Consider the following 25,921-nt stretch of genomic DNA (forward strand, 5'->3'; position numbering starts at 1 on the left):
AAACTCATCGGATTATTCGAATGATCATGTGCCAATTTGTATCTACATGTTCGGGACTTAAACAGCTAACGTTGGCGCTGTTGATGACACTGGTGCTGGCGGCCTGTGCCGTTAACCCGGTTACTGGTCAGCGGGAACTGGGACTGATCAGTGAGCGCGAAGAAATATCCATGGGGATTCAACACTATGGCCCCTCGCAACAAAGTCAGGGCGGGCAGTTTCGCACTGACCCAGAGCTGACTGCCTATGTCAGTGAGGTGGGGCAGCGCATTGCAGCATTCAGCCCGCGTGATTTGCCTTATGAGTTTGTTGTACTGAACAGCTCGGTGCCCAATGCCTGGGCGTTACCGGGTGGCAAAATTGCTATTAATCGAGGCCTTTTATACGAGCTTGAAAATGAGGCTGAGTTGGCAGCGGTATTGGGGCATGAAGTCGTCCATTCGGCGGCGCGCCATGGTGCGCAGGCGATGGAGCGCGGTATGTTGCTGCAAGGCGCTCTGGTGGCGACGGCCATTGCCAGCAGTGACAGTGAGTACGCTGGTTTTATTTTAGGTGGAGCCCAGTTAGGCGCTCAATTGATCACCCAGCGTTACGGACGTGATGCAGAACGGGAATCCGATTTATACGGTACACGTTATCTGGCACAGGCGGGTTACGATCCACAGGCGGCAGTCAGTTTGCAGCAGGCATTTGTCCGCCTGTCTGAAGGTCGCCGTCAGAGCTGGCTGGATGGCCTGTTTGCCAGTCACCCGCCATCACAGGAGCGCGTTGAAAACAATCGCCAACTGGTTCAGCAGCTCCGCGCGGAAGGTTTTATTGGCGGCGACCAGGGTGTTGAGCGCTACCAGCAGCACACCGCATTTTTACGCGAAACCAGGCCGGCATACGATGCTTTCGATGAAGCGATGGTCTTGTTGCGCGAAGACCGGGTGGAGGCCGCCGAAGCCAAACTGGATGAGGCCCTGGCGATGGTGCCGCAGGAGGCCCGGTTCTATGGTCTGAAAGGGGATATTGCCCTGATGCAGCGCCGCTATAACGCCGCGGTGGGGCACTATAATCAGGCGATTGTGCGCGATGACAACTACTTCGACTACTATCTTGGACGGGGCCTGGCCTACTCGCGCCAGGGTGAGCGGGCGCTGGCGCAGAGCGATCTGCAGACCAGCGTGAACCTGCTGCCAACGGCTGTGGCAGTTAATGAGCTGGGTGCGCTGGCGCTGGCGTATAACGAACCGGCCAGAGCCAAACAATACTTTCAGCAGGCGGCTTCGGCACCGGGTGAGCTGGGAGCCGCTGCCTTGCGGGCTTTCCAGCGCCTGGATATCAACGACAACCCTGCCAGCTATGTAAGGGCCTCAGCTTATCTGGACAGTAACCGCAGACTGATGGTACGTGTGACCAATGCCGCCGCTCTTGATGTGCAACAGGCCACCCTCGAAGTTCGTGCAGCAGCCGGGGATCAGAGCGCTGTGAGGCGTGTCAACGCCCAGAACCTCGGTGCCGGTGACTCGAGAGATTACCAGACCGATCTGATACTGCCTGCTGAATTGCCAGTGGAGTCCCTGCGGGTTGATATATCGGTGCAGAGCGCCAGGTTACCCTGACATAAACAGCCCATAGAACCTGAGCTTACGGGCTGAGGGCATTTTACCGAATTCTTCTTTGCCGATGGACTTCGATCTACTGTATAATCGCCGCTCTTCGACGCACGCAGGGCGCCCCGCAGGGGTGAGTGATCCGCCACAGCGGATTGCGAATCCATCTCTCCGGATTGCCGGAATGATGGCACAATCACTGGAGATGACAGTGACAAATCAAACATCAACAGTTATGCACCCGTAGCTCAGCTGGATAGAGTAGGTGGCTTCGAACCACTTGGTCGGGAGTTCGAATCTCTCCGGGTGCGCCAAACAACAAAAGGTCCGCTTTATGCGGGCCTTTTTTGTTTGCCCATCCGGAGGCTGATGAGAACTCCCCAGTTCGACAAAACGCACAGCGTTTTGGACGCCCGTCAGGGCGCCCCGCAGGGGTGAGCGATCCGCCACAGCGGATTGCGAATCAATCTCTCCGGGTGCGCCAAACAACAAAAGGTCCGCTTTATGCGGGCCTTTTTTGTTTGTGTTATCTGCTCAATGGGAATTTCCTCATCTACATAATGCTACACTGGCCCCACTCAACTGGACGCCCCCGAATGAACACAAACACCAGCGAAACAAAAACATTAATCGACTTCTCCGACCCTGCCGACGTCGCACCCTGGCATGCCATCAATGACGGCGTCATGGGTGGGCGATCCAGCAGCGCTCCTCAAATCGCCAATGGCTGTCTGCGCTTCTCGGGTTCCATTTCCCTCGAGAACAATGGTGGGTTCGCCTCAATCCGATCTCAACAACGCCTCGATCTCAGCCACGCCAGTGGTGTGTTGCTGCGCGTTCTTGGTGATGGCCGTCGCTACCAGTTTCGCCTCTACACGGACGCAGACTACCAGGGCTCAAAAGTTGCCTATAGTGTTAGTTTTGACACCTTGAGCAAGCGATGGCTGGAGTTACCGCTTGCCTTTAAAGAGCTCAAGCCAGTATTCCGGGGTCGCACGTTGTCAGGCCCAACATTTAACCCTGCTGCTGTCGAGCAGATCGGTTTTCTTCTGGCTGACAAATGCGAGGGACCATTTCACCTGTCAGTGGCTTGGGTTAAAGCGATGTGAGTTGGCTGAATTTCGGGCATACTTGTCGCTGTCACTCTGAATCAGGAGTTTTTTGATGCTCGTTGGAGTCCCCAAAGAAATCAAGAATCATGAATACCGTGTCGGTCTCACACCCGCCGGTGTCAGAGAGCTGGTCACTCATGGTCACCGGGTCTTTGCTGAAAAAGGTTGTGGTGGCGGCATCGGCATAGATGATGATCAATACCATGGTGCGGGTGCTGAAATTGTTGACACGGCTGCCGAGGTCTATTCCCGCGCCGAGTTGATTATCAAGGTCAAGGAGCCGCAACCGGATGAGTGCCGTCAATTGAGGCAAGGACAGATTCTGTTCACCTATTTGCACTTGGCCCCGGATCCACAACAGACTGAGCTTTTAGTTGCCTCCGGCGTAACTGCCATTGCTTATGAAACGGTCACAGACCGTCGTGGTGGCTTACCACTGCTGGCACCCATGAGTGAAGTCGCCGGACGTATGTCAATTCAGGCCGGAGCCCATTGTCTTGAAAAAGCGCAGGGTGGCAGCGGAGTTTTGTTGGGAGGCGTTCCCGGCGTGGAGCGCGCCAACGTCGTTGTCATCGGCGGCGGTATGGTTGGCCTTAATGCGGCCCGCATGGCTGTCGGTCTGGGTGCGGACGTTACCATTCTGGATAAAAATCTGGCGCGTTTGACGGCGATTGATGAACAATTTGGTGAGCGTATCAAAACAGTGTTCAGTACTACCGAGAGCATAGAAAGGCTGGTTCAGGCTGCAGACCTGGTGGTGGGCGCTGTTCTGGTGCCGGGTGCGGCTGCTCCAAAGTTGGTGACTCGTGCCATGCTGGCGCAGATGCGCAAAGGATCTGTGCTGGTGGATGTGGCAATCGATCAGGGTGGTTGTTTTGAAACTTCCAGGCCAACGACTCATGCCGATCCGACCTATGTAGTGGACGGTATCGTGCACTACTGTGTGGCCAATATGCCAGGTGCGGTCGCCCGCACTTCGACGTTTGCGCTGACCAACGCGACTCTACCCTATGTGCTGGCGCTGGCAAATCATGGTGTGCAGGCGTTGACTCGCGATAGCTGCTTTCTTGAGGGTCTGAATGTGCACCGCGGCAAGCTGACTAATCAACCTGTCTGCGAGGCGCTGGGTTATGACTTTGTGCCACCAGATGAGGCCTTGCGCTGATATCAGGCGATTCGGCGACCGCTGCTCCTGGCTCTGAACAGGATCAGCACTGCAACGGCCAGAGATAGCGGCACAAAGGACACCCAGAGTACCGTCATCCATCCATAGATACCTAAAATGCCACCGGAAGAAAACGAACCGAGTGCCATCAGTCCAAACACAATAAAGTCATTCAGGGATTGCACGCGCGTCTTTTCTTCGGGGCGGTGGCATTCCAGTACCCAGGCTGATGCACCGAGAAAGCCAAAATTCCAGCCGATGCCCAGAATGATGAGCATCAGCCAGAACTCCGGAACACCGGTTCCGCTCAGGCCAATCAGGGCCGATAGGGCGGTGAGAATCAGTCCTGCCGCCGTCACCCGGGGTGCACCGAACCGGGCTACCAGTTGCCCGGTGAAAAAACTGGGCGCGTACATGGCTATAACATGCCACTGCAGTCCCAGATTGGCTGTTGCCTGAGAGTGGCCGTGCAGGTGCATGGCCAGTGGGGCTGCGGTCATCAGGAAGTTCATCAGCATGTAAGATACGGCGCCGCAGGTCGCGGCCATTATGAATGCTGGTTGTAAAGCGACAACGGCTAAAGGCCGGCCGCCTGAGAGTTCGGCCTCGGTGGGTTTTGGCAGGCGTACCCCGATCAAAATCAGCGCTGCCAGGGCGGCTACCAGGGCTTGCGCCAGAAATGTGGCGGCAAACACATGCTCCGGCCAGATATCCGCCGTGAAGGTAACCAGTTGCGGACCCACCACGCCAGCGGCTACGCCACCGGCCATGACCAGCGACAAGGCCTTTGCTTTGCGGGCCGGAGCGACTCCGTCAGCGGCAGCAAATCGAAAGGACAGCACCACGGCAGCGTACGCTCCGCCCGCAAAGGTTGCCAGACAGAACAGCCAGAATGATTGCTGGACAATCGCGGCCGCAGCCAGTAACCCGGCCGCGACACCGGCGCAAGTGCCGACCATAAAGTTGGCGCGTCGGCCGTAACGGCGAGCAATGGCACCCGAGGGCAGTATGCAGACGGCCATGCCAACCACAAATATTGAAATAGGCAGTGTGGCTAGCACAGCGCTGGGCGCCAGGCTATTGCCGACAATTGCACCAGTGGCATAGACCACCACGGCGTTGGCGCCGGATAACGCCTGCGCCAGGGTGAGTCGCCATAGATTATTTCGTTGATCACTGTCGCTGAGCGGCTGTCCGTAATCAGTGCCTTGCTGTGAAGTGTCCATTTCAACTCTTGTCCTGTTCAGCGGGCGTTCATTGTCGCACAGTTACAGTGGATGGTGTTGAGGCCCGATCTGTCACATTTTGCGACAAGATAGCCTTATAACAGGGCTGCCTCAACTTGCTTACATACAGGGGATCGCTTATTCTTCGGATACCCGATTCCTGGCTGTAAACTAATCATTCATGATTTCCAATTACCATCGTTATTGGTGGTCGGGGGGGCTTCGACGACCGTAATCAGGTCGTCGGGCTGGGTAAAGTCTAATCAAAATCTGTGCAGGCATGAACAGAGGACCTGATTCCGGGGAGTAGAGAATGATAAGAACAAAACGATTAATTTCAGCGTTGGCACTGGGAGCATCTGCCCTGATGTGTACACCGCTGGCGATAAGCCAGTCCGGCACCAGCGTTTACGAGGGCGACTGGCCTGACTATAACGGCAATATGGCTGCTCAGCGTTATTCGCCGCTTGACCAGATCAATGCTGATAATGTCGAGTCATTACAGTTGGCGTGGCGGTTTTCAACAGCAAATTTTGGTCCGAACCCAGAATTTAACGCGACTTTCACGCCACTGGAAGTTGATGGTGTGCTCTACACGCCGGTCGGCGCACATCGGGATATCGCGGCGATTGACGCCACCAGTGGACAGTTGCTGTGGCTGTGGCGTCCCCAGGAAGGTGAGCGTTATGACGCCGCGCCACGTAAAGGGTCGGGCCGTGGTGTAGCGTTCTGGAGCGACGGAGACAAGCGTCGCATTCTGACCATTACTCCTGGTTTCTACCTGGTATCGCTTGACGCTGATACAGGCCTGCCGGATCCGGAGTTCGGTAATAATGGCATCATCGATATGCAGGAAGGCCTGCGTCTCGGGCCAGGTCGCGAAGATATCGATATCGGTTCTTCCATGCCACCCTTTGTGATGAACAATGTCGTGGTGGTGGGGCCTGCCATGGCTGTGTCCATGCGTCCGCCCTCAAAAGCCAATGTTAAAGGCGATGTCCGTGCCTACGACGTGCGCACCGGTGAGCACCTTTGGACGTTTCACACCATTCCCCGTCCGGGTGAGTTCGGTTATGACACCTGGTTGAATAACAGTGCAGACTTCACAGGCAATACCGGCGTCTGGGCGCCAATGTCCGGTGATCCGGAGCTCGGACATGTCTATCTGCCAGTAGAAGCGCCCACTGGGGACCGATTTGGTGGTGATCGCCCGGGTGATAACCTGTTTGGCACAAGTCTGGTCGCTGTTGATGTCAACACAGGTGAGCGTCAGTGGCATTATCAGATCATTCGCCACGATATCTGGGACTGGGATAATCCGGCTGCCCCGATTCTGGCCGACCTTCCAAATGGCCGCAAAATAGTCATGCAGGTCACCAAGCAGTCTTATGTGTATACATTTGATCGTGAAACCGGTGAGCCGATCTGGCCAATTGAAGACCTGCCGGTACCGGCAGGAGATGTGCCAGGCGAGTGGTATGCTGCAACCCAGCCATTCCCGACCAAGCCGGCTGGTTTCGATCGTCAGGGCATCAATATCGATGACTTGATCGATTTTACCCCTGAGCTGCGCGAAGCCGCCCTGGAAGCTATCAAGCCATTCCGTCTGGGTACCAATCTGTATTCGCCGCCGTCACAAAAAGACGCACCTGATGGTACGCAGGGAACACTGAGCTTGCCATCTGCAACAGGTGGCGCGAACTGGGAAGGTGCCGCGATGGATCCGGAGACAGGTATGCTGTATGTACCTTCCCGCACAGTTGTGGCTGTGCTTTCAGTCGATAAGGATCCGCGTTCAGATATAGACTTCAGCATGGCTTTGGGCGTTCGTCCGCCGCGTGCCGAAGGCCTTCCTATCGTCAAGCCGCCATATGGCCGTATTACAGCCATTGATATGAATAGTGGTGATCATGTATGGATGATTGCGAACGCCGATACGCCACCCAATATTGCCAACAACCCGGCTCTGGAAGGCGTGGATCTGCCGCGCACTGGTGTTGAAACGCGCTCAGGTGTACTGCTGACCAAGACTCTGCTGTTTGCAGGTGAAGGTACAGGCGGCGGTCCGATGCTGCGTGCTCACGATAAAGAAACCGGTGAAATCATTGCCGAGATTGAAATGCCCGGCACTCAGACCGGTCAGCCGTTTACCTATGAGCACAATGGCAAGCAGTACGTGGCAATGGTTGTCAGTGCTCGCGGTCAGCCCTCAGAGTTGGTTGCCTACGCCTTGCCGTAATTTGAAATATCAGGAGTAGTTTTGCTATGCGTAAGAAAATTCTCGGAGCGGCGATTGCGCCGCTCCTGATGGCCAGCAGTCTTTCAGCCAATGCCGCTACCTGGGTGATGGATCCGGAAGACTCGAGTGTGGTGTTCAAGTATTCGTATTCGGGAACGCCATATGAAGGTGAGTTTAGAAATGTCGAAGCGGTTTTTGAAATTGACCCGCTCAGCCCCGGTGACTGTAAATTTGAAGTGACTATCCCTATTATTGACACCTATGTTGATGATGAAGAGACGTTGAGTTACTTGCTGGATGTGGAACTGTTCGATGTGGATCAGTTTCCGTATGCCCGTTTTGAGGCAACCCAGTGTCGGTTGGAAGCGGGCAGCGCGTTTGTAGCTGATGGCATGCTAACTATCCGCGATCAGACTCAACCAATCAGTTTTCCGTTCGACCTGAATGTGAATATTGATGGCGGTTTGCGCTTTAATTTGACCAGTGAAGTCACTATCCAGCGTCTGGATTATGGTGTCGGTCTGGGATACTGGGCCAACACATCAGCCATTCCAAATGAGGTGACTATTGCCGTCGACGTTTACGCTGTAAAGCAGTAAAAGCGCCAAGACGACTATTTATAGGATAACAAAATGTTTGCTACATTCTTTAGTCAATATCGCCACGTTGTCGCTGTTGCGGCATCATCAGTTTTGCTGGTGTCCTGTGATCGATTGATCACACCCGACTTTGAGACCAGCGTTCAGGAGCTGCGCGGTGGTGCCTACACCCTGGATAAAGATCATGCCTCACTGGTATGGAAGATCAATCACCTTGGTTTTTCCAACTATGTAGGCCGTTTTAATGATTTTGATGCGACTCTGGATTTTGACGCTGAAAATGTTGCGGCGTCCAGCCTGGAAGTGATTATCGATACTGCGTCGCTGGATGTTAATAATCCTGCATTTGCTGACGATCTGCGTGGTGATGCCTGGTTTAATGTGGAGACCTACCCGCAGGCAATTTATCGCACAACCTCCTTGCTGGAAACTGTTGACGAGGACACATTTGTGTTTGCGGGTGAGTTGACTTTGCTGGGAACAACAGCACCAGTGAATATTACAGTGGACTTCAACGGGGGTGGCAGAAACTTCCTGACCCGTCGTTATACGCTGGGGTTCGCCGCGACTGCTGAATTCAAGCGATCAGAGTTCGGTCTGGATAATATGGTGGCTTTTGGCATCGGTGATGACATCGAGCTGGAAGTTCACGTTGAGTTCCAGGAAGCTCAGTCTGAGTAAGCCTGCGTAAAACAAAAAAGCTGATCAGGGTTTGCCTTGATCAGCTTTTTTTGTGTCTGGTGTTTTGTCAGACTAAATGCCAGACATAAAAAAAGCCCCGGTCATGTGACCGGGGCTTTTTTGTTCAAGCGATCTATGTCAGATCAGAATCGCTTGGTCAGGCCAACCTCGAAGGTGCGACCCAGCGGGTTGCCGATACGCGGATCGTAACCCAGCTCCTGACGTGATTCCGGCGGCATTTCGTCGGCGATGTTCACGATAGAAGCGTTCAGAGTAGCGTCCCAGCGAACCAGGTCCAGGGTGTAATGGAAGTCCATGGAGATCCAATCTTCACCGTATACACCATAGAGGCTTGGGCCAAATGGTGTAGTGGTGCCTGGTTGACGTCCGGCCGGGGTCAGCGCTGCATCACCCACGCGAGAGCCGTCAGCATTAAAGTAACGATCGTCTTTCACGCCCTTGATGTATTGTGCTGTCAGACGGAAGTTGTGATCACCCTGCGCATAGTTTGCAGTGATATTGCCGCGCCATTCAGAAATCGCGTTAGCAATGGTGGCAAAGTTCAGGAAGCCCAGACGGTTTGCGCCCGGATCAATCTGATAGCCATCAAGTACAGTTTCTGTGTAACGGAACTTGTTGACCTTGGTCGCATTGGCGCTGAATGTCAGATCACCAGAGAAGGCAGGCATGCCATAAGTGGTCTGAATATCAAAACCAGCGGTTAGCTGACCCGGACCGTTACCGTAGTCTGTGCGAACCTGTGCAAAGTCATTAGCAGTTGTCACACCTTGCACACAGCTACCGTTGAACACGATTCGGCCAGCCAGAGGATGCGAGCAGTCTGCCAGTGCAGAACCGTTGGTCGGCACTGTGGTAGAACCAGCCGGCGGAATGCTGAATACAGCACTGGCTACCTGGTTGGCTGATGCCAACAGGCCGAGTTCGTTTTCAGTTTCAATATTGAAGTAATCAATGATGAAGCGGAAGTCGCTACCGGCGGTAAGACCTTCGGATTGCCAGATGAAGCCAGAGCTCCAAACGGTTGCTTCTTCTGGTTGAATGTCAGAACGGGTGACCGTCTGTGCACCACGCCAGTTACCACCGGCAATGGTGAAGCTGTTGGTGCCGTTGGTCACTTCGCCAGGAATGACACCTGCGCCTGGTGCCTGGTAGTTGGTGCCATAAGAACCACGCACAGACATGTTATCAGTAATGCTCCACTGACCGGACACTTTGTATACTGTCGAATCCAGACCGCCTGAGAATTCCTCATAACGAGCCGCAGCAGACAGGTATACATTGTCCAGTACCGGCAAGCTCAGCTCGCCAAATACAGAGGTCTGATCCTGCCATGTCTTGTCAGCGGGGTTGGTGCCGAAGAACTGGAAGGGACCGGGACGGTCAGGTGTACAACCATTGTACAGTGGGTCAGTCGGGTCACGTGGCACCTGGCCTTCAGTTTCCGGCCACTGACACGGCTGGCTGCCATTGTACAGAGGATCTGTGACAGCTTCAGTGTTTTCAGTTTTACGCCACTGAGCACCAGCCGCCCATGCTACGATGCCGCCAGGCAGTTCCAGCGGAGTTTCTCCACTGAAGACCGCGTCGAATGTCACGTTCCAGTTGGTGTCCTCGGCAGCTCGCGGGTTGAACAGCCATTCAATCAACTCATCGGGATTCTCGGAGCCTGGCACGTAGTTAGGGTTGGCCAGACCGTAAACCGGCTGCTGCGCAAAGTTGGTTGCAAACGGATTGTACCATGAGCATCCGGCACTGCCTGCCAGGGCGGGGTTCTGGGTCCCAAAGCGGTTTGGATCCAGATCCGGTACGTTACAGTTGGCGCCACCGAAACCATTCAGGGCTTCCTGTACACGGTACAGCATCATGTCGGGGCTGTCGGCATACAGAATTGAATGGTTATAGGTCGCTGCGATGTCGTAAGTGATACCACTTTCGAATTCGCCCTCGAAACCGGTTGCCAAGTGCGCAAACTTGTTGCGGATCTTGCTGGGTGTGGAGTACTTGCCATCTTCAGCAAAAGTATCCAGACCACCGTGTGCGAAGGCGCGGTATGTGATTGGTGTGAAACCAGAAGTCAGACCAAACAGAGGACTGTTTACCCAACCAGTGCGCTGTGCGAATTCAGCTGCATACGGATTGTTCATTGGCACATGAAGCTGATAGGTCGCGCCGCCATGAATAGCGGGGCCACGAATCACAGGCTGAGAAGGCGAACCATACTGGTACGGAGTGTCAACCATTGAGTAGGCAGCACGCACGTAGAAATCCATACGATCGTTGACTTCGGTTTTTACCTGGCCGTACAGACGATAAATATCGTTGTCTGATACTACGTTGTAATACGGAATGTAGTTGTACAGACAGGTAAATGAATCGCGGTAAACACCACCAACGGCTTCACAGGAGTCTTGAGTGAAATCAGACAGTACACCACCGATCGGGTTGCCCCAGTCGCCAGCGCCATTGCTTGATGCAGGGTTATAAACCGGGTTAGCCGGCAGAGGTCCACGAGGCAGGTAGCCTGCCAGGTTGGTCAGTGTTGACCAGGGAGCCGGGTTTTCACCATAAGACAGATCTGTGAACGGGCGGTCTTTTGCGTCCAGGCGTGAACGATGCTCCCATTGTGCGGCCAGGATTACATCGGTGGTCGGGCCACCGAAGCCGCCGATGATGCCGAAGGAGTAATCACCGTCAGAACCGTCTATAGCCTTGTAGGAAGACTGGATCTCGACGCCGTCAAAACTGTCACGGCTGATAAAGTTAACAACACCGCCGGTCGCGTCGGCACCGTAGGTCACAGCAGCACCGTCTTTCAGAATTTCGGTACGTGCCAGTGCGATTGATGGAATAACAGAGGTGTTCTGTGTAACTCGACGACCATTGAACAGTGACAATGTTTTGTCAGAGCCAATGCCGCGCAGGTTGTAGCTAACGCTACCTGTCAGGCCAGCACCACCAAAGTAGTGTGATTCACCGGTCGTGGCGCCGGAGATACTCAGGCTTTTAGCGAATTCCAGCGCAGAAGGTGAACCGGACAGTTTCAGGTCTTCCGCGTTGTAAACCTCAACCGGCAGGGCAGCGTCAACTGGCGTGCCGCGAATCAAGGAACCGGTTACAACGACTTCTTCGATTTCCGGTTGCTGCTGTGCAAACACCAGGGTTGGTGCAACCAGTGATGCACAAGCGATACACCGGTACAGTTCTTTTAATCTCATCGGGTTTCCCCCCCTTTGTAGTACTTATTTTTTAACTGCAGTTAAGTGTCCACCACATACACAAAACAGACACGCAAAAAATCGAATTGCCACTCGCCACGAGTGTCAAACCGATAAATGGCCTGGTTTCGCCTTTTGTTGTTGTTTTGTTATGGTGAATCGGGTGAATCAAATACTTCCGACGGCAGGTACTGCTCCAGAAGTGTTACCAATCTTCACAGAATGATCAGTTTGTTACCTTTCATAACACTTTGTTTTCAAATCAATTTCTGTGCGATCGATCGTTCGAAGGATAAACCAAGGAGATGAAGCGAGTCAATTTTTTCACGGACAAGCGTTAATTAATGGTAAGACTGTTACACTTGGATCTGCCCAGCTTAATCAATTCCGGAGTTTTCAAATGAAGTTTATGACCTTGAGCGCAATCAGCTTGCCAGTTTTTCTGGGTTTGGCATCCAGCCTGTCACAGGCTCAGGCACAACTTCCCTGGGGGGACAGATTCGTACACGGCAGTCCGGAACAAGTGGGCATATCTGCGGAACGCTTGCAGGCAAGCACTGACGGTTTGCAGGATTTTATCGATCGTGGCGAGATAGCCGGTGCTGTAGCGGCTGTAATCAAAGACGGGCGGCTGGTATATGCGCAAGCACTAGGCTTGCAGGACCGGGACAATGAGGTGCCAATGACGGTTGACTCGCTGTTCAGAACCTATTCCATGACGCGCCCGGTGACCGCGTTGGGCATTATCATGTTACACGACAGGGGCTTGTTGAATGTCAATGATCCGCTGATCAAGTATCTGCCCGAGTTCGGCAATCAAAGGGTATTGTCAAATGCCGGATCGATGGATGTAAAGGCCAGCCGGGAGCGTCGCGGTGAGATCACGCTGGCACAACTGCTCACGCATACTTCTGGCATTGGCAGTCGCAGTTCAGCTCTTTATCGCCAATACAATGTGCATCGTTATGATCAGACTCTGGAGCAGGTGGTTGATAATGTGGCGGCATTGCCGCTGTTCGAAGACCCGGGCACAGCGTATCGGTACGGCATGCATGCAGAAATTCTGGGGCGTGTTATCGAACAGGTCTCGGGCATGGAGATTGACGCCTTTTTTGAGCAATGGATATTCGAACCGCTTAAGATGACGGACACGGTTTTTTATGTGGATGAGCAGCGCGCAGCGCGGCTGGCGACGGTCTACCGCAAAGATGATGCTGGTAGTTTGCGGGCCCACGAAATGGAGAACATCCCGGTGACTAACCGGCGTGCCCTGAAGAGCGCCGGCGTAGGTCTGGTATCGTCGACTGCGGATTTCCTGAGATTCTCATTGATGCTGCTTAATGAGGGGAGGATTGACGGGCAGCAGATTATAAGCGCCGAGGCCGCACAGATGATGGCCGTCAATGCTGTGCCTGACGAATTGCTGCCCCTGGGCGGTTCCGGATACTGGGCTGGTTCCGGCTGGAGTCTGGGTGGCATGGCGGTTGTCATGGATCCGTCCGCTTACAATCATACGGTCAGCCCGGGTGAATACTGGTGGGACGGATCGGCCGGTACGCGTTACTGGATTGATCCGGTTGAAAATATGATCACCATCATTATGGCACAAGTGTCGCCGGCCAGTGGCGGTGGTTTCCGCGAACAATTCAAGACTGATGTATACGAGTCTTTGCAGAGGCAGTAGTCAGGCTGACTTATCGGTACTCAATGCTGCAAAGCTGGCGTCCAGAAGGATGCGCAACTCCTCGGATCCCAGCTCTACTTCCAGTCCGCGGCGACCGGCACTGATATAAATCGTCTCGTGCTGTTGTGCGGACTGGTCGATGAAGCTGCGCAACTGTCGCTTCTGCGCCAGTGGGCTGACACCTCCCAGCACATAGCCTGTGCTACGTTGCACATCGGCGGCGGCCGCCATGCGGGTTTTTTTACCACCGGCGGCACGCGCCAGGGCCTTAAGATCCAGATGTGTGGCCACCGGCACAATGGCAACCAGCAATGCTTTTTCGTCCAGGCTGGCAACCAGGGTCTTGAAAACGCGTTCCGGTGATACGCGCAATTTCTCCGCGGCCTCCAGCCCATAGGACGGATGCTCCGGGTCATGAGCATACTCGTGAATCACGTGACGGATGCTCTGGTTACGCAGCAGTTCAATGGCGGGTGTCATGGTGCGGGAGAATCACTTATTCCGAAGCAACAACACGCTGCTGAATTTCACCCAGTCCATCAATGCCAACCCGCACCGAATCACCCGGTTGAAGATATTGTGGCGGGTTCATGCCATCGCCCACGCCTTCCGGGGTGCCGGTGTAAATGAGGTCACCCGGTTCCAACGTCATAAACTGACTCAGATAACTGACGATTTCAGCAACGCCAAAGACCATCTGATTGGTGTTACCGTTTTGTCGGATCTGACCATTGACTTCGGACCAGATTTGAAGATTCTGGATGTCATCAATGCTGTCACGGCTGACCAGGTGCGGTCCAAACGGTGCAAAAGAATCGGCACTTTTACCCTTCACAAATTGCCCGCCCCGTTCACGTTGAAAGGCGCGCTCGGATACATCGTTTCCGGTGGTGTAGCCGGCGACATGGTCAAGGGCCTCTTCGACTGACACATACTTGGCCTTTTTGCCAATGACCACAACCAGCTCTGACTCGTAGTCCAGTTTGGTAGCGCTTCGAGGAGAAATGATTGGATCTGAGGGGTTGGCCAGCGCGGTAATGGCCTTCATGAACACCAGCGGTTCGGTCGGGACCTCTACCGCCATCTCAGCGGCGTGATCGATATAGTTGAAGCCGATTGCGATGATCTTGCGCACGCCATTAACCGGCGCTGCCAGACGCTGCTCACCACGCACTGCAGGCAATTGATCCAGCGGTATGCTGGCAATGCGCTGCAGGCTTTCGTCAGAAAGCTGCGACGGCGTAATGTCCTCGACAAATCCTGACAGATCACGGATCTGCCCCTGATCATCAATAAGTCCCGGTCTCTCCATGCCGGGCTGGCCAAAGCGAACCAGGGTCAGTTCGGCCGCCTGAGCGATATTGATGCAGAACAATAAGGAGAGAGACAGCAGCAATTTGGGTGATCTGTGCATTTTCATAGCCTGTTATTATTGAATTTGAATTAACTAGGGTAAACTCAATGTTATCCCTTGTTATGAGTCTTATCTAGCCGGAAGTTCAAGTTATGAAATTAAAATCCTGGTTGTCTCGTACTCTTTTTGTGACCAGTCTTGGCGCCTTAAGCGCTGCCGCCTGGGCGCAATCCACCCTGCTTACCAATGTTAATGGCTATACCATGAATAGCGATCGCGAACTGCAACGCTTTCAAGCCATCCAGTTTACTGGTGATACCATCGACAGAGTGTTTGAACCCGGTGAAGTACTGCCTGAACCTGATGGGTTGACTGTGATCGATGGTCAGGGGAAAACAGTTCTGCCTGGTCTGATTGATGCGCATGGCCATATCCTGAATTATGGCTTGAGTCTGCTGCGTGTCGATATGGCTGGTGTGCGCTCGGAGCGGGAAGCCGTGCAGCGGGTGATAGAGTTTCAGCAGGCTAATCCTGGCATGCAATGGATACAGGGACGCGGCTGGAATCAAGTCCTCTGGGAAAGCAATGAATTCCCGACCGCAGCGGCTCTGGACGCAGCCGAATCCGATACACCCATGTGGTTCAGCCGTATCGATGGCCATGCCGGCTGGGCCAATCGGGCGGCAATGGAGTTGGCCGGAGTCGATGCGACGACACCTGACCCGGACGGCGGCATGATCATTCGTGACTCGGAGGGCCGACCGACCGGCACGTTCGTCAATAACGCCATGCGTTATATCACGCAGCATATTCCTTCCCCCAGCCTGGAAGACCAGAAAATGGCTTTGCGCAGCGCCATGCAGGCGCTGGCGGCAGAGGGTCTGACCAGTGTGCATGACGCGGGTGTAAGCAGCACGACCTTGCAGGCTTACAGGGAGCTGCTTGAAGAAGGTCCATTGCCGATTCGTGTTTACGCGATGCTGGCCGGTCTTGATCCCCAATTGCCAGACCGACTGGCCGAAGGGCATTTTGTGAGCGACGACAATACCCTGGTTGTGCGCAGCGTCAAGATCTCGGCTGATGGCGCCCTGGGCAGCCGCGGTGCCTATCTGAATGATGACTACTCTGACATGCCAGGTCATCGCGGGCTGCTGCAGATTACACCGGAGCGTCTGACACAGCTTATGAACCAATCCATGTTGTCTGATTTTCAGGTCAATGTGCACGCCATTGGCGACGGTGCCAACATGATTGTTATGGATAACTATGAGGCGCTGATTCAGACGACCGACACCCAGCAGCAACGTCACAGAATTGAACATGCCCAGGTACTGCGTTATGAAGATATTTTGCGATTCAGTCAGCTCGGAGTCATTCCGTCCATGCAGGCGACTCACGCCACCAGCGATAAAAACATGGCGCAGGACCGGCTGGGTGAGGTGCGTATCCATGGTGCTTACGCCTGGCGCAAGCTGCTGGATGCCGGCACGATCATTGCGAACGGTTCTGACTTTCCTGTAGAGCCGGCCAGCCCATTCTACGGTTTACATGCCGCGGTTACCCGACAGGATCGTAATAACGAACCGCCCGGTGGCTGGTTCCCAGAGGAGCGCATGACACATGAAGAGGCATTATTGAGCTTTACAGTTGATGCCGCGTTTGCTGCCCATCAAGAGGGTATTCTGGGGACTCTGGAGCCCGGCAAACAAGCCGATTTTATTATTGTGGATCAGGATTATTTCGAAATACCGCCAGAAGATATCTGGACGATGAGTGCTGAACAAACCTGGGTAGGCGGTCGTCTGATTCATGAGACGGCGCAATGAGCGGGCTCAGCAGGCGCAGCTTTCTGAATGCCTCGGTGGTTGCTGTTGCCAGCGCCACCGCACTCTCAGCCAGGTTTGCCAGGGCACAAACGGCGCTGGAACAGTTGATTGATCCGACATTGACGGGTGAGTCTTTCTGGAATCAGGTTCGACAGCAGTTTCTGTTTACTGAAGAAAAAGTGCCGATGAACGCGGCGAATCTCTGTCCGTCTTTCAGCCGGGTTGCTGACGAAGTCAGTGCGCTGACGGTTGATATCGATCGTGATTGCTCGTTTAACAATCGCGCCAAATTTTCTTCATTGAAAGAGCTCGCGCGGGAGCGCATCGCCAGCCAGCTGAATGTGTCGGGAGACGAGATCGCCCTGGTCAGAAATACCAGTGAAGCCAACAATACCATCATCAGTGGTCTGGATCTGAAGGCTGGTGACGAGGTGGTGATCTGGCAGGAAAATCATCCGACTAATCACGTTGCCTGGCAGGTGCGTGCGGCCAGACAAGGCTATACGGTACGAGTTGTTGAGACGCCGTCTCCGTTGCGCTCGCCGCAGGATCTGGTTGACGCCTTCATGGCCAGGATTACTGACCGCACCCGGGTTCTCGCATTAACGCATGTGTCCAACGTGTCGGGTATCAAACTGCCGCTGGCAGAACTGGTAGCGGCTGCCCACGCGCGGGGTATTTACGTTCATGTTGATGGCGCGCAGACCTGGGGTGCCATGTCACTCGATTTGAGTGCACTGGCTGTGGATTCATTTACGGCCAGTGCGCATAAATGGTACATGGGTCCCAAAGAAGTGGGTCTGCTGTTCGTGAAAGCCGAAAACATCGAGCGCATTTGGCCGCTTACCGTGGCTTCCGGTTGGGGTAGTGGTGTGCAGACCCGTCAGGCAGGTGCCCGCAAATTTGAATCGTTGGGGCAGCGTGATGATGCCGCTCTGGCAGCACTGGGTCTGACCGCTGCAATTCATGATGCAATTGGCCCTGAGCGTATTGAAAGACGGATTGTAGAATTGTCTCAAAAACTCAAGCAAGGTGTTGCAGGCTCGGGTTTGACCCTGGTTACGCCGATGGCCCAGGAGTTAAGTTTTGGTGTGTGCATTATTGCTGTGCCAGATGGGCGTGCTGGCGCTATTGCGGATCGACTTTACAATGACTTTGGCATTGCCGGTGCAGCAACAGGTGGGTTAAGACTTTGTCCCGGTATCTACAACATGCCTGACCATATTAACAGAGCTATTGTGGCGGCTGGCGCGCTTCTGGTTTAAAGCGGAAAATTTACTCGGGTTGGTCTTTGCATGTTGTTAGAAGCGGTCTGGATTGGTTTTGCATTCAGCATTGGTTTGCTGGTGCGGGTTTTTGGTTTGCCTCCGCTGGTTGGCTACCTGGCTGCCGGTTTCGCCCTGTCAGTTTTTGCAGCTGATCTGGGTTTGCCGGTCGAATCCGGTGAAGTGCTTGACCATGTAGCACATCTTGGTGTGCTGCTGCTGTTATTTTCTGTTGGTCTGAAGCTGAATCTGCGCAGTCTGGTCAAAGTCGAGGTGATTGGCAGTGGTCTGATTCATTTTGCTGTGTCAGTGATGCTGCTGGCACCAGCCCTGTTCTGGGTCATGGATGTTGAACTGTACACTGCTGTCATGCTGGCAGTGGCGTTGGCGTTTTCCAGCACCGTACTGGCAGCCAAGGTGCTGGAAAACAAGCGCGAGTTGCGCGCTTTTCATGGCCGGATTGCTATAGGCATTCTGGTTGTTCAGGACTTGATTGCCCTGGTAGTGATGTCACTTGCCAGCGGTACAACACCGTCACCCTGGGCGTTGTTATTATTTTTGCTGCCATTAGCCCGACCTGTTTTGTACCGCCTGCTCGATGTCAGCGGTCATGACGAGCTACTGGTGCTTTTTGGCTTGCTGGTTGCGCTGGTGGTTGGCGGTTACGGTTTTGAGCTTGTAGGTCTGAGTTCCGAGTTGGGTGCGCTGGTGCTCGGTGCGCTGCTGGCCAAACACAGGCGAGCCGGCGAGTTGTCGAAATCCCTTTGGAGTATCAAAGAATTTTTCCTGGTTGGGTTCTTTCTGCAGATTGGCATCGGCGGTTTACCTGATCAACAGGCCTGGCTGTTTGCTGTGGTCATGACTGCATTGCTGCCGTTCAAATGGGTGTTGTTTTTTGCACTACTGGTGTTCTTCAAGTTGCGTGCCCGCAGCGCCTTCCTGAGCAGTCTGAGCCTGGCGAATTACAGTGAATTTGGCCTGATTGTTGCGAGCATTGTCCTGCCGGAGTGGCTGGTGCCATTAGCCCTGACTGCGGCATTGTCGTTTTTGTTCAGTGCGCCGCTTAATCGATTGGCCCATCCGCTCTATGAGCGTCTGGCGACGCGCCTGTTGCCATTTGAGCGAAACAGCCGTCATCCGGATGAACAGCCGGTATCGCTGGGCGACGCACAGGTGTTGATCATGGGGCTGGGCAGAACTGGCACGGCTGCCTACGATCATCTTAAGGATAAATGCCGTGTGATCGCGCTGGACTCCGACCCCGCTCGCGTAGAGATGCACGAACAGATGGGTCACAACGTCTTCTTTGCTGATGCTGAGGATCAGGTTTTCTGGCAAAGCCTGGACTTGGGCAAGGTGTCAGCAGTGATCCTGACAATCAATGATATGGAGGCCAAAATTATTGCCGCCAGGAAATTACGGTCAAGTGGATTCGAGGGTCAGATCGTCTCGCACAGTATGCACAGCGACGAGGCTGAAAAAATTATTGCAGCGGGTGCGGACCAGACCTATCTCACCATGTCAGAGGCAGGTGTCGGCCTGGCGGAGCATGTTTACCAGTCCGCGCTGGCGCCAACAGTTCGATGAAAGTCGCCTGCTGCTCAGTAAGATTATCTCGCCGCCTTCAAAGAGACTTCCAATAAGCCGTCGCGTCTGAGTACGCTGTGGTTGACGGCAAAACCTTTCAGCATGCCGGTGACACGCGCCTGCGGGCGTGGGAAGGAAGTTAATGCTGAATATGTTCCGGGTCTCACAGATATTTCGCCTGGACTGTGAATACCGTATTCCCTGTTCATGACATCGGGTGATGGTTTGAGCAGCAGGTAGGCATGAGCCAGAGTTTCCGGTTTTATAAATGGTCGTAGGGCTTCTGAAAACGCAGCCAGTGGGATATCATCCAGATAGTTAAAGAAATCCCAGAACAGGCAGACATCAAACCGGGTGGATGCTTCAAAACTCATTGCTGACTGAAAAGTTTTCAGCCAGGCATCATACAGTGATTGTTCCTCAGCTTTCTTGTCGATGACCTGCCCGACGGGCTGGGTGTTCTTTATTTTTGGGGGTGAAAACAGGGCCTCATGGAACGCGCTGAAGTGTAGGCGACATCGACGGGATCCGAAATAACTGACAGTCTCTTTGACGCCCATGCCGACGTCCAGCACCATCAGTGGTGACCTGTTTTCCAGGCGTTCAATGATGTCCGGCATCAGGCGTGACGGCAGTATCTCGGTTGACGTCATTGACAACTGCTCTGCAAGGTTCACTATCAGGCGGGTTTGTCTGATTGACTCGTAGACTTGAGAGATGATGCGCTGACATTGCTGTTTGCATGGCTGGGATCAATGTCAATTGTACCCTTGAAGCGCGCGCCTTCTTCCAGTGTCATTTTAGGTGTGACAATATTGCCCTTGATTTTGCTGCTGCTGGTAACGATTACTTTTTCCTTGCCAGTAATATCGCCGTCAACTTCTCCGTCAATGCGAATGACTTTGGCTGTAATGTCAGCATTCAGTTTGCCTGTTTTGCCAACCGTCAGCTCATGAGCGGCCAGACTGACTGAGCCATCGACCTGGCCTTCAATGAGCAGATTCTCGTCGCCACTGATGTCGCCTTTAACCTTGATTGTCGCGCCAAGTACGGCAGATTTGCCTGAGCCGCCGACGGCAGGTGCCTGGTAGGAGCCGGCGGGAGCTGTGCTCTGCGGGGCCTGTGATGCGGGCGCGTCGTTTCTGTCCTGGGGTTTATCCTTGTTTCTGTCGAACATATTACTCACCGCTGTGTGTTGTGGTTATCGCGTTGAATGTAGCAAGTTACTCTATGGCTGACAATGCTGACATCAAAATTGTTAACTGCTTAACATTATTAAAAGCTGTAGCCTTCGTGGGGGTGACAGTTGGCTAAGACTGTCCTAGGATGGTTTCATAAAATAATAAAGAGCACTTACCCGGAGTAATTGCCGCATGACTCATCGTTAATATGCGCCGATTCAGAGTTGTTCTGCTCATCTCTGTTCTTACTTTAATGACGGCCTTTGGGCCGCCACTGCTATCGTTGTATCTGGCCCGCCAGCAGGGACTCACTGCCGAGCAGGAGAGGGTTCGGGGTTATGCCGATGTGGTAGCCCAGCGCTCCGACCGGGCTGTTTCGCAAATGCAGGAGGCTATTGACACGCTGATTGCGGTTAATGCGGATGATGTTTGTTCAGATGCCATGATATTGCGCATGCGGCAACTCAGTCTCCGGGGGGAATTCCTGAAGGCGGTTGGTGCTTCTTCTGATAATCGTTTGTTATGTTCTTCCCTGGGCTTGCATCAGCCACCTATTGATCTGGGAGATCCTGCAGAAATTACCGTTCAGGGTACTGCTCTGCGTTATACAGCGCCTCTGCTTGAGGCCGAGGGCGTGCCGTATATCTCTATCGCCAGGAATGGATTTATCGCCATGGCGCATCGCAATCAGGCCGTTGATATGGCGCTTGGTATCGACGGTGCCATTCTGGCAACCTTTAATCCCCTCAACGGGGAATTACGAACTGCCAGTGGGGATGTGCCTGCAAGCTGGATTGACCGGATTGAGGGCAGACGTTCCACTGAGTTTGTTGATAATGGGTACGTAGTGGCTGCGTTGTTGTCTGATCAGGTAACTCTGACAGGTGCGATCGCCGCAGTGCCTTTAAGATATCTGGACGAGCGGGTGCGTCAGATTAATTGGCGATTACTCCCGTTTTCTCTGCTGGCGGCCTTGATTTTGACCCTGGGACTGCTTTATCTGGCCAGGCAGCAGGTGTCTATGGCTTCGCAGATCCGTCAGGGTCTGCGGCGCAATGAATTCTATCTGGAGTACCAGCCGGTCATTGAGCTGGCGACCGGGCGCTGGACAGGTGCAGAGGCGCTGTTGCGCTGGCGCCGCCGCAATGGTGAAGTCATCTATCCTGATGTATTTATTCCTGTGGCCGAAAACAGCGGCCTGATCAGTCGACTGTCAGAGCAGGTCATTGCCATAATAGAAAAGGACATGGCCCAATTCCTCGGTGATCACCCGCTGATGATGATTGCCATGAATTTCTCTGCCAGCGATATCCAGGTAGACACAACTGCCCGGCGTCTGTTCGACATGATTGAGCGCAATAAGCTGGGCTCGGGACAATTGATGGTCGAACTGACCGAGCGGATGCTGGTTGATCCGGACAAGGCGCGTCAGTTGATGGGGCAATTGAATGATCACAATATCCCGGTGGCGGTGGATGATTTTGGTACCGGCTACAGCAGTCTGTCCTATCTGGAATCCATGCCATTTGACTGCCTGAAGATAGACCGCTTGTTTGTAGAAGCGATTGATCGTCAGGCCGCTACCAGCCGCGTCGTACTGCATATTATTGAAATGGCGGCAGCCCTGGGCCTTAACGTAGTGGCCGAGGGGGTAGAGACTGAAGGTCAGGCCCAATTTTTGAGAGAACACGGTGTCCGGTATGCGCAAGGCTGGCTGTACAGTAAATCACTCCGTGCAGAAGACTTCATTGCAGGGTATTCTCAGCAGTTGAACTATCATCAGCTGAAGCAATAGCCGAACGGACCTGTCATGACAAGCCTGTATCCTCCTATCGAACCGTCCAACAGCGGTATGTTGGCTGTTTCCCCTTTACATACTCTGTATTTCGAAGAAGCCGGTAACCCTCAGGGTAAACCAGTCGTATTTCTGCACGGGGGCCCAGGTGGCGGCTGTACCGCCGATCACCGACGTTATTTCGATCCGCAGAAATGGCGCATTGTGCTGTTTGATCAGCGTGGCTGCGGACGCAGTACGCCGTTTGCCGAATTGAGGGAAAACACCACCTGGGATCTGGTGGACGACATCGAGCGTCTGCGTGAACATTTACAAATACGCCGGTGGGCGGTGTTTGGCGGCTCCTGGGGGTCGACCCTGTCACTGGCATACGCCATCAAACACGCTCAGGTTTGCACCGAGCTGTTTCTTAGAGGCATATTTTTGCTTCGCAAACAGGAAATTGACTGGTTCTACCAGCAGGGGTGCTCACGCCTGTTTCCCGATTTGTGGGAGCAGTATCTGGCGCCGATTCCTGAAAATGAACGCTCCGATCTGGTCGCCGCCTATTATCGTCGCCTGACCTCGGATGATGCGCAGGTGCGACGGCAGGCAGCGCAGGCATGGTCGATCTGGGAAGGTTCTACGTCAAAGCTGATGTTTGATTCTGGTGCAGCACAACAATTTGGTGATGCGCATTTTGCTGAGGCCTTTGCCCGAATTGAGTGTCATTATTTCACTAACAAGGGCTTTTTCCCCACTGACAATTACCTGCTGGAGAATGCAGCTACAATCCGTCATATCCCCACAGTGATTGTGCATGGCCGGTACGATGTGATCTGCCCGGTGGAAAATGCCTGGCAGCTGCATAAAGCATTACCTGACTCGCATTTGCACATTGTTGCGGATGCCGGGCATTCGCTGTCTGAATCTGGGATCAGCGCCCGCATGATTGAGTACACCGATCAATGGAGTTAACTGACAGCTTGAACGCGACTGAAATCAGTGTGCCGGCCCTTGTCATTGGCGGTGGTCCGGCCGGTTTAATGGCGGCGCAGCAGCTGGCCCGGGAACTCGGGCAGATTGTGGTATGTGACGCTATGCCTTCAATCGGGCGCAAATTCTTGCGGGCTGGTATCGGTGGCCTCAATCTGACTCACAGTGAGTCGGAAGAAAAATTTCGCGCTCACTTCTCTGGTTCCGTGCCGGTGAACCCGTGGCTGGATGAATTTGGCACCCGGCAGGTTCTGGATTGGGCGACAGATCTCGGTATGGAGACGTTTGTGGGCAGTTCCGGTCGCATCTTCCCGACGCAGATGAAGGCGTCACCTCTGCTGCGCGCCTGGCTGGGACGGCTGCAGGACAATGGTGTGCAGTTCAGAACCCGGCACCGATGGACAGGGTTGCAACGTGACGGTGATGACTATCGATTTCACTTCACCACACCGGATGGCGGGCTGACTGTTCGGACCGGTGTATGTGTGCTGGCACTGGGAGGTGGCAGCTGGTCCAGATTGGGTTCAGACGGTCAGTGGCGGGCACTGTTAAGCAAAGCAGGTATTGAGTCCCTGCCATTGCGTCCTGCCAATTGTGGATTTGATTTTAACTGGACAGAACATTTTAACGAGCGTTTCGCAGGTGCGGCATTGAAGGCGGTCAGGCTTTCTGTTGACGCGGGTGACAGTGTCAGACACCGCATCGGCGAAGCAACCATCAGCCGGCAGGGGATAGAAGGAAGTCTGGTCTATCACTTTTCAGCATTAATCCGTGATCAAATTGATAGTCGCGGGCAATGTACTTTGCACTGGGATCTGTTGCCGGACTGGACTGATGAGAAGATCAGCCGTCAGATCAGTCTGCCTCAGGGCAAGATGTCCATGAGTAATTTTTTACGTAAACGTCTGGGACTGTCGGCAGTGAAAATAGCCCTGCTGAGGGAGCTGGCACCTGACTCCTTGCGTGATCGAGTATTGCTTGCTCAGGCGATTAAACACCTGCCGATGACGGTCAGGGCGACGCGCCCCGTGGACGAGGCGATCAGCACAGCCGGCGGTATTCCTGAGTCGGAAATGACCCGGCATTTGATGCTGCGACGGTTGCCGGGCGTATTCTGTGCCGGTGAAATGCTGGACTGGGAAGCGCCGACTGGCGGATACTTGTTGACTGCATGTCTGGCCAGTGGTCGTATTGCCGGGCTGGCTGCGCTAAACTTCACACGAGAAACTGCACCGGACGATACATAACAACAATGCAGCTTGATATCAGCACGCTATCATTATTGTTCATCACCCAGGGATTTACGTCATTTCTGGTGATTTACCTCATCTGGCGTATCAACAGCAAATTGCCCGGTGTCAAGTTCTGGATGTATGGCACGTTGTTGAATATTTTTTCGTCAATAACCCTGCTGCTCAATGCTCAGCTAAGTTGGGCTGAAGGCTGGGGACCGTTTGTCAGCAACAGTATCAGTCTGCCTGCCAATCTGCTGGTCATGGAAGGCTCCCTGCGTTTTATGGGTTACAGCTCGCGGCGGCGCTGGAACGCCATGTTGTTGCTGATACCTGTCTTTATCATCGGCTCCTGGATTAATCGACTGGATCCGGCACCGCGTTATATCTTCCACGATTCTTTTACGATGACCTTCTCGCTGGTTTCGGCCGTGGTTCTGCTTTGTGGTGCAAAATCCAGGGAGGAGCGCACGGCCAATCTGCTGGCCTCCGTTAGTGGGTTACTGCTGACGTTAACCATCGGCTGGCGCTGGCTATTGGCGGTGACCGGCAATCATCAGGTAATGCTGGGTGTGGAGTCTCCGGCAACCCAATGGTATCTGTTTGGTGGGGTGACGACTCATGTGGCCTGGATTTTTGGCCTCAGTGTGGCCTGTTATTACCGCTCGCGCCTGCAGGTGCTGCAATTGGCGCGGGAGGATGCGCTAACCGGATTGCCTAACCGGCGCAGTATCGATGAACTGATTGGTCAAAGTTTGACGGACCACAGGCGAAGCGAGGAGCGCTTTGCGGTGATCATGATCGATGTGAATGATTTCAAGCAGGTCAATGACAGTTTTGGTCACAGTGCGGGTGATTTTCTGCTGCGCGAGGTTGCGCTGCGATTGCAGAATGCGATTCGCGAGTCCGATTTTGCCGGTCGACTTGGTGGTGATGAGTTTGTCGTGCTGGCGCGCCATATTGACAACAATAACAGTCTGGATCTGTTGATTGAACGCATCCGCAGTCACCTGAATGGCCCTCTGACCATGCCCAGTGGCATTTACCATGTAGAGGTCAGCATTGGCGCGGCGCTTTGTCCTGACGACGGGGTGACAGCCGATCAGTTGCTGGGGGCAGCGGATACACGCATGTACAGGGACAAGAACAGACTTAAAAAACAATAACTG

General features: G+C 53.9%; 20 protein-coding genes and 1 tRNA gene. 15 read left to right on the forward strand and 6 right to left on the reverse strand.

Annotated features, from left to right (window positions below; translation table 11 throughout):
* The first annotated feature begins 20 nt into the window (after window positions 1-20).
* The 4 genes from PS2015_RS04590 to ald all read left to right on the forward strand — a co-directional run bounded on the left by PS2015_RS04590 (window position 21) and on the right by ald (window position 3,872).
* Complete coding sequence (locus PS2015_RS04590) at window positions 21-1,604, forward strand: M48 family metalloprotease (RefSeq protein ID WP_058021120.1); 1,584 nt, start codon at window positions 21-23, stop codon at window positions 1,602-1,604.
* Between the two features lie 228 nt (window positions 1,605-1,832).
* Window positions 1,833-1,909 (forward strand) — tRNA-Arg (locus PS2015_RS04595).
* Window positions 1,910-2,191: 282 nt separating this feature from the next.
* Complete coding sequence (locus PS2015_RS04600; RefSeq protein ID WP_058021121.1) at window positions 2,192-2,704, forward strand: CIA30 family protein; 513 nt, start codon at window positions 2,192-2,194, stop codon at window positions 2,702-2,704.
* A gap of 55 nt (window positions 2,705-2,759) precedes the next feature.
* Window positions 2,760-3,872 (forward strand): alanine dehydrogenase, encoded by a 1,113-nt coding sequence (gene ald / locus PS2015_RS04605; protein WP_058021122.1) that lies wholly within the window; start codon window positions 2,760-2,762, stop codon window positions 3,870-3,872.
* A 2-nt stretch (window positions 3,873-3,874) separates the two neighbouring features.
* Here ald and PS2015_RS04610 read toward each other — a convergent pair whose 3' ends face one another.
* Complete coding sequence (locus PS2015_RS04610) at window positions 3,875-5,098, reverse strand: MFS transporter (protein WP_058021123.1); 1,224 nt, start codon at window positions 5,096-5,098, stop codon at window positions 3,875-3,877.
* 313 nt (window positions 5,099-5,411) lie between these two features.
* On the opposite strand from PS2015_RS04610, the gene PS2015_RS04615 reads away from it, so the two are divergent.
* Genes PS2015_RS04615 through PS2015_RS04625 form a run of 3 tightly spaced genes read left to right on the forward strand, consistent with a single transcriptional unit; the run spans window position 5,412 to window position 8,617 of the window.
* Complete coding sequence (locus PS2015_RS04615) at window positions 5,412-7,337, forward strand: PQQ-binding-like beta-propeller repeat protein (protein WP_058021124.1); 1,926 nt, start codon at window positions 5,412-5,414, stop codon at window positions 7,335-7,337.
* 26 nt (window positions 7,338-7,363) lie between these two features.
* Window positions 7,364-7,936 (forward strand): YceI family protein, encoded by a 573-nt coding sequence (locus PS2015_RS04620; RefSeq protein WP_058021125.1) that lies wholly within the window; start codon window positions 7,364-7,366, stop codon window positions 7,934-7,936.
* 33 nt (window positions 7,937-7,969) lie between these two features.
* Window positions 7,970-8,617 carry a YceI family protein gene (locus PS2015_RS04625; RefSeq protein WP_058021126.1) on the forward strand — a complete coding sequence of 216 codons (648 nt, stop codon included), beginning with the start codon at window positions 7,970-7,972 and terminating at the stop codon, window positions 8,615-8,617.
* A 143-nt stretch (window positions 8,618-8,760) separates the two neighbouring features.
* Here the strand turns inward: PS2015_RS04625 and PS2015_RS04630 are convergent, their stop codons facing one another.
* Entirely contained in the window at window positions 8,761-11,853 is a 3,093-nt protein-coding gene (locus tag PS2015_RS04630; protein WP_058021127.1) for a TonB-dependent receptor domain-containing protein, read from the reverse strand.
* Window positions 11,854-12,253: 400 nt separating this feature from the next.
* Between PS2015_RS04630 and PS2015_RS04635 the strand changes: the two genes are divergently transcribed.
* Window positions 12,254-13,537 carry a serine hydrolase domain-containing protein gene (locus PS2015_RS04635; RefSeq protein WP_058021128.1) on the forward strand — a complete coding sequence of 428 codons (1,284 nt, stop codon included), beginning with the start codon at window positions 12,254-12,256 and terminating at the stop codon, window positions 13,535-13,537.
* Here PS2015_RS04635 and ybaK read toward each other — a convergent pair whose 3' ends face one another.
* Together ybaK and PS2015_RS04645 are read right to left on the reverse strand one after the other, a co-directional pair.
* Complete coding sequence (gene ybaK / locus PS2015_RS04640; protein WP_058021129.1) at window positions 13,538-14,017, reverse strand: Cys-tRNA(Pro) deacylase; 480 nt, start codon at window positions 14,015-14,017, stop codon at window positions 13,538-13,540.
* Between the two features lie 16 nt (window positions 14,018-14,033).
* Complete coding sequence (locus tag PS2015_RS04645; RefSeq protein WP_058023144.1) at window positions 14,034-14,879, reverse strand: fumarylacetoacetate hydrolase family protein; 846 nt, start codon at window positions 14,877-14,879, stop codon at window positions 14,034-14,036.
* 164 nt (window positions 14,880-15,043) lie between these two features.
* On the opposite strand from PS2015_RS04645, the gene PS2015_RS04650 reads away from it, so the two are divergent.
* From PS2015_RS04650 to PS2015_RS04660, 3 genes are read left to right on the forward strand one after another with little or no spacing between them, the layout of a single operon-like run.
* Window positions 15,044-16,717: an amidohydrolase gene (locus tag PS2015_RS04650; RefSeq protein ID WP_058021130.1), complete on the forward strand. Its 1,674-nt coding sequence runs from the start codon at window positions 15,044-15,046 to the stop codon at window positions 16,715-16,717.
* Window positions 16,714-17,982, forward strand: a complete 1,269-nt coding sequence (locus PS2015_RS04655) for an aminotransferase class V-fold PLP-dependent enzyme (RefSeq protein WP_058021131.1) — start codon at window positions 16,714-16,716, stop codon at window positions 17,980-17,982. The genes PS2015_RS04650 and PS2015_RS04655 overlap by 4 nt, the downstream gene beginning before the upstream one ends.
* A 33-nt stretch (window positions 17,983-18,015) precedes the next feature.
* Window positions 18,016-19,569 (forward strand): cation:proton antiporter family protein, encoded by a 1,554-nt coding sequence (locus PS2015_RS04660; protein WP_058023145.1) that lies wholly within the window; start codon window positions 18,016-18,018, stop codon window positions 19,567-19,569.
* Between the two features lie 23 nt (window positions 19,570-19,592).
* Here PS2015_RS04660 and PS2015_RS04665 read toward each other — a convergent pair whose 3' ends face one another.
* The gene (locus PS2015_RS04665) at window positions 19,593-20,222 is read right to left on the reverse strand and encodes a hypothetical protein (RefSeq protein WP_058021132.1); all 630 of its coding nucleotides are present in this window, start codon (window positions 20,220-20,222) and stop codon (window positions 19,593-19,595) included.
* Window positions 20,223-20,248: 26 nt separating this feature from the next.
* Window positions 20,249-20,746 (reverse strand): bactofilin family protein, encoded by a 498-nt coding sequence (locus PS2015_RS04670; RefSeq protein WP_058021133.1) that lies wholly within the window; start codon window positions 20,744-20,746, stop codon window positions 20,249-20,251.
* A 212-nt stretch (window positions 20,747-20,958) separates the two neighbouring features.
* On the opposite strand from PS2015_RS04670, the gene PS2015_RS04675 reads away from it, so the two are divergent.
* From PS2015_RS04675 to PS2015_RS04690, 4 genes are read left to right on the forward strand one after another with little or no spacing between them, the layout of a single operon-like run.
* The gene (locus tag PS2015_RS04675; protein WP_058021134.1) at window positions 20,959-22,545 is read left to right on the forward strand and encodes an EAL domain-containing protein; all 1,587 of its coding nucleotides are present in this window, start codon (window positions 20,959-20,961) and stop codon (window positions 22,543-22,545) included.
* A gap of 15 nt (window positions 22,546-22,560) precedes the next feature.
* Entirely contained in the window at window positions 22,561-23,502 is a 942-nt protein-coding gene (pip, locus tag PS2015_RS04680) for a prolyl aminopeptidase (protein ID WP_058021135.1), read from the forward strand.
* Between the two features lie 8 nt (window positions 23,503-23,510).
* Window positions 23,511-24,767 (forward strand): BaiN/RdsA family NAD(P)/FAD-dependent oxidoreductase, encoded by a 1,257-nt coding sequence (locus PS2015_RS04685; RefSeq protein WP_335338255.1) that lies wholly within the window; start codon window positions 23,511-23,513, stop codon window positions 24,765-24,767.
* Between the two features lie 5 nt (window positions 24,768-24,772).
* Window positions 24,773-25,918 (forward strand): GGDEF domain-containing protein, encoded by a 1,146-nt coding sequence (locus PS2015_RS04690; RefSeq protein ID WP_058021137.1) that lies wholly within the window; start codon window positions 24,773-24,775, stop codon window positions 25,916-25,918.
* The last annotated feature ends 3 nt before the right edge of the window (window positions 25,919-25,921 follow it).

It is taken from the genome of Pseudohongiella spirulinae, from assembly GCF_001444425.1.
In the GTDB taxonomy this organism is placed as follows: domain Bacteria; phylum Pseudomonadota; class Gammaproteobacteria; order Pseudomonadales; family Pseudohongiellaceae; genus Pseudohongiella; species Pseudohongiella spirulinae.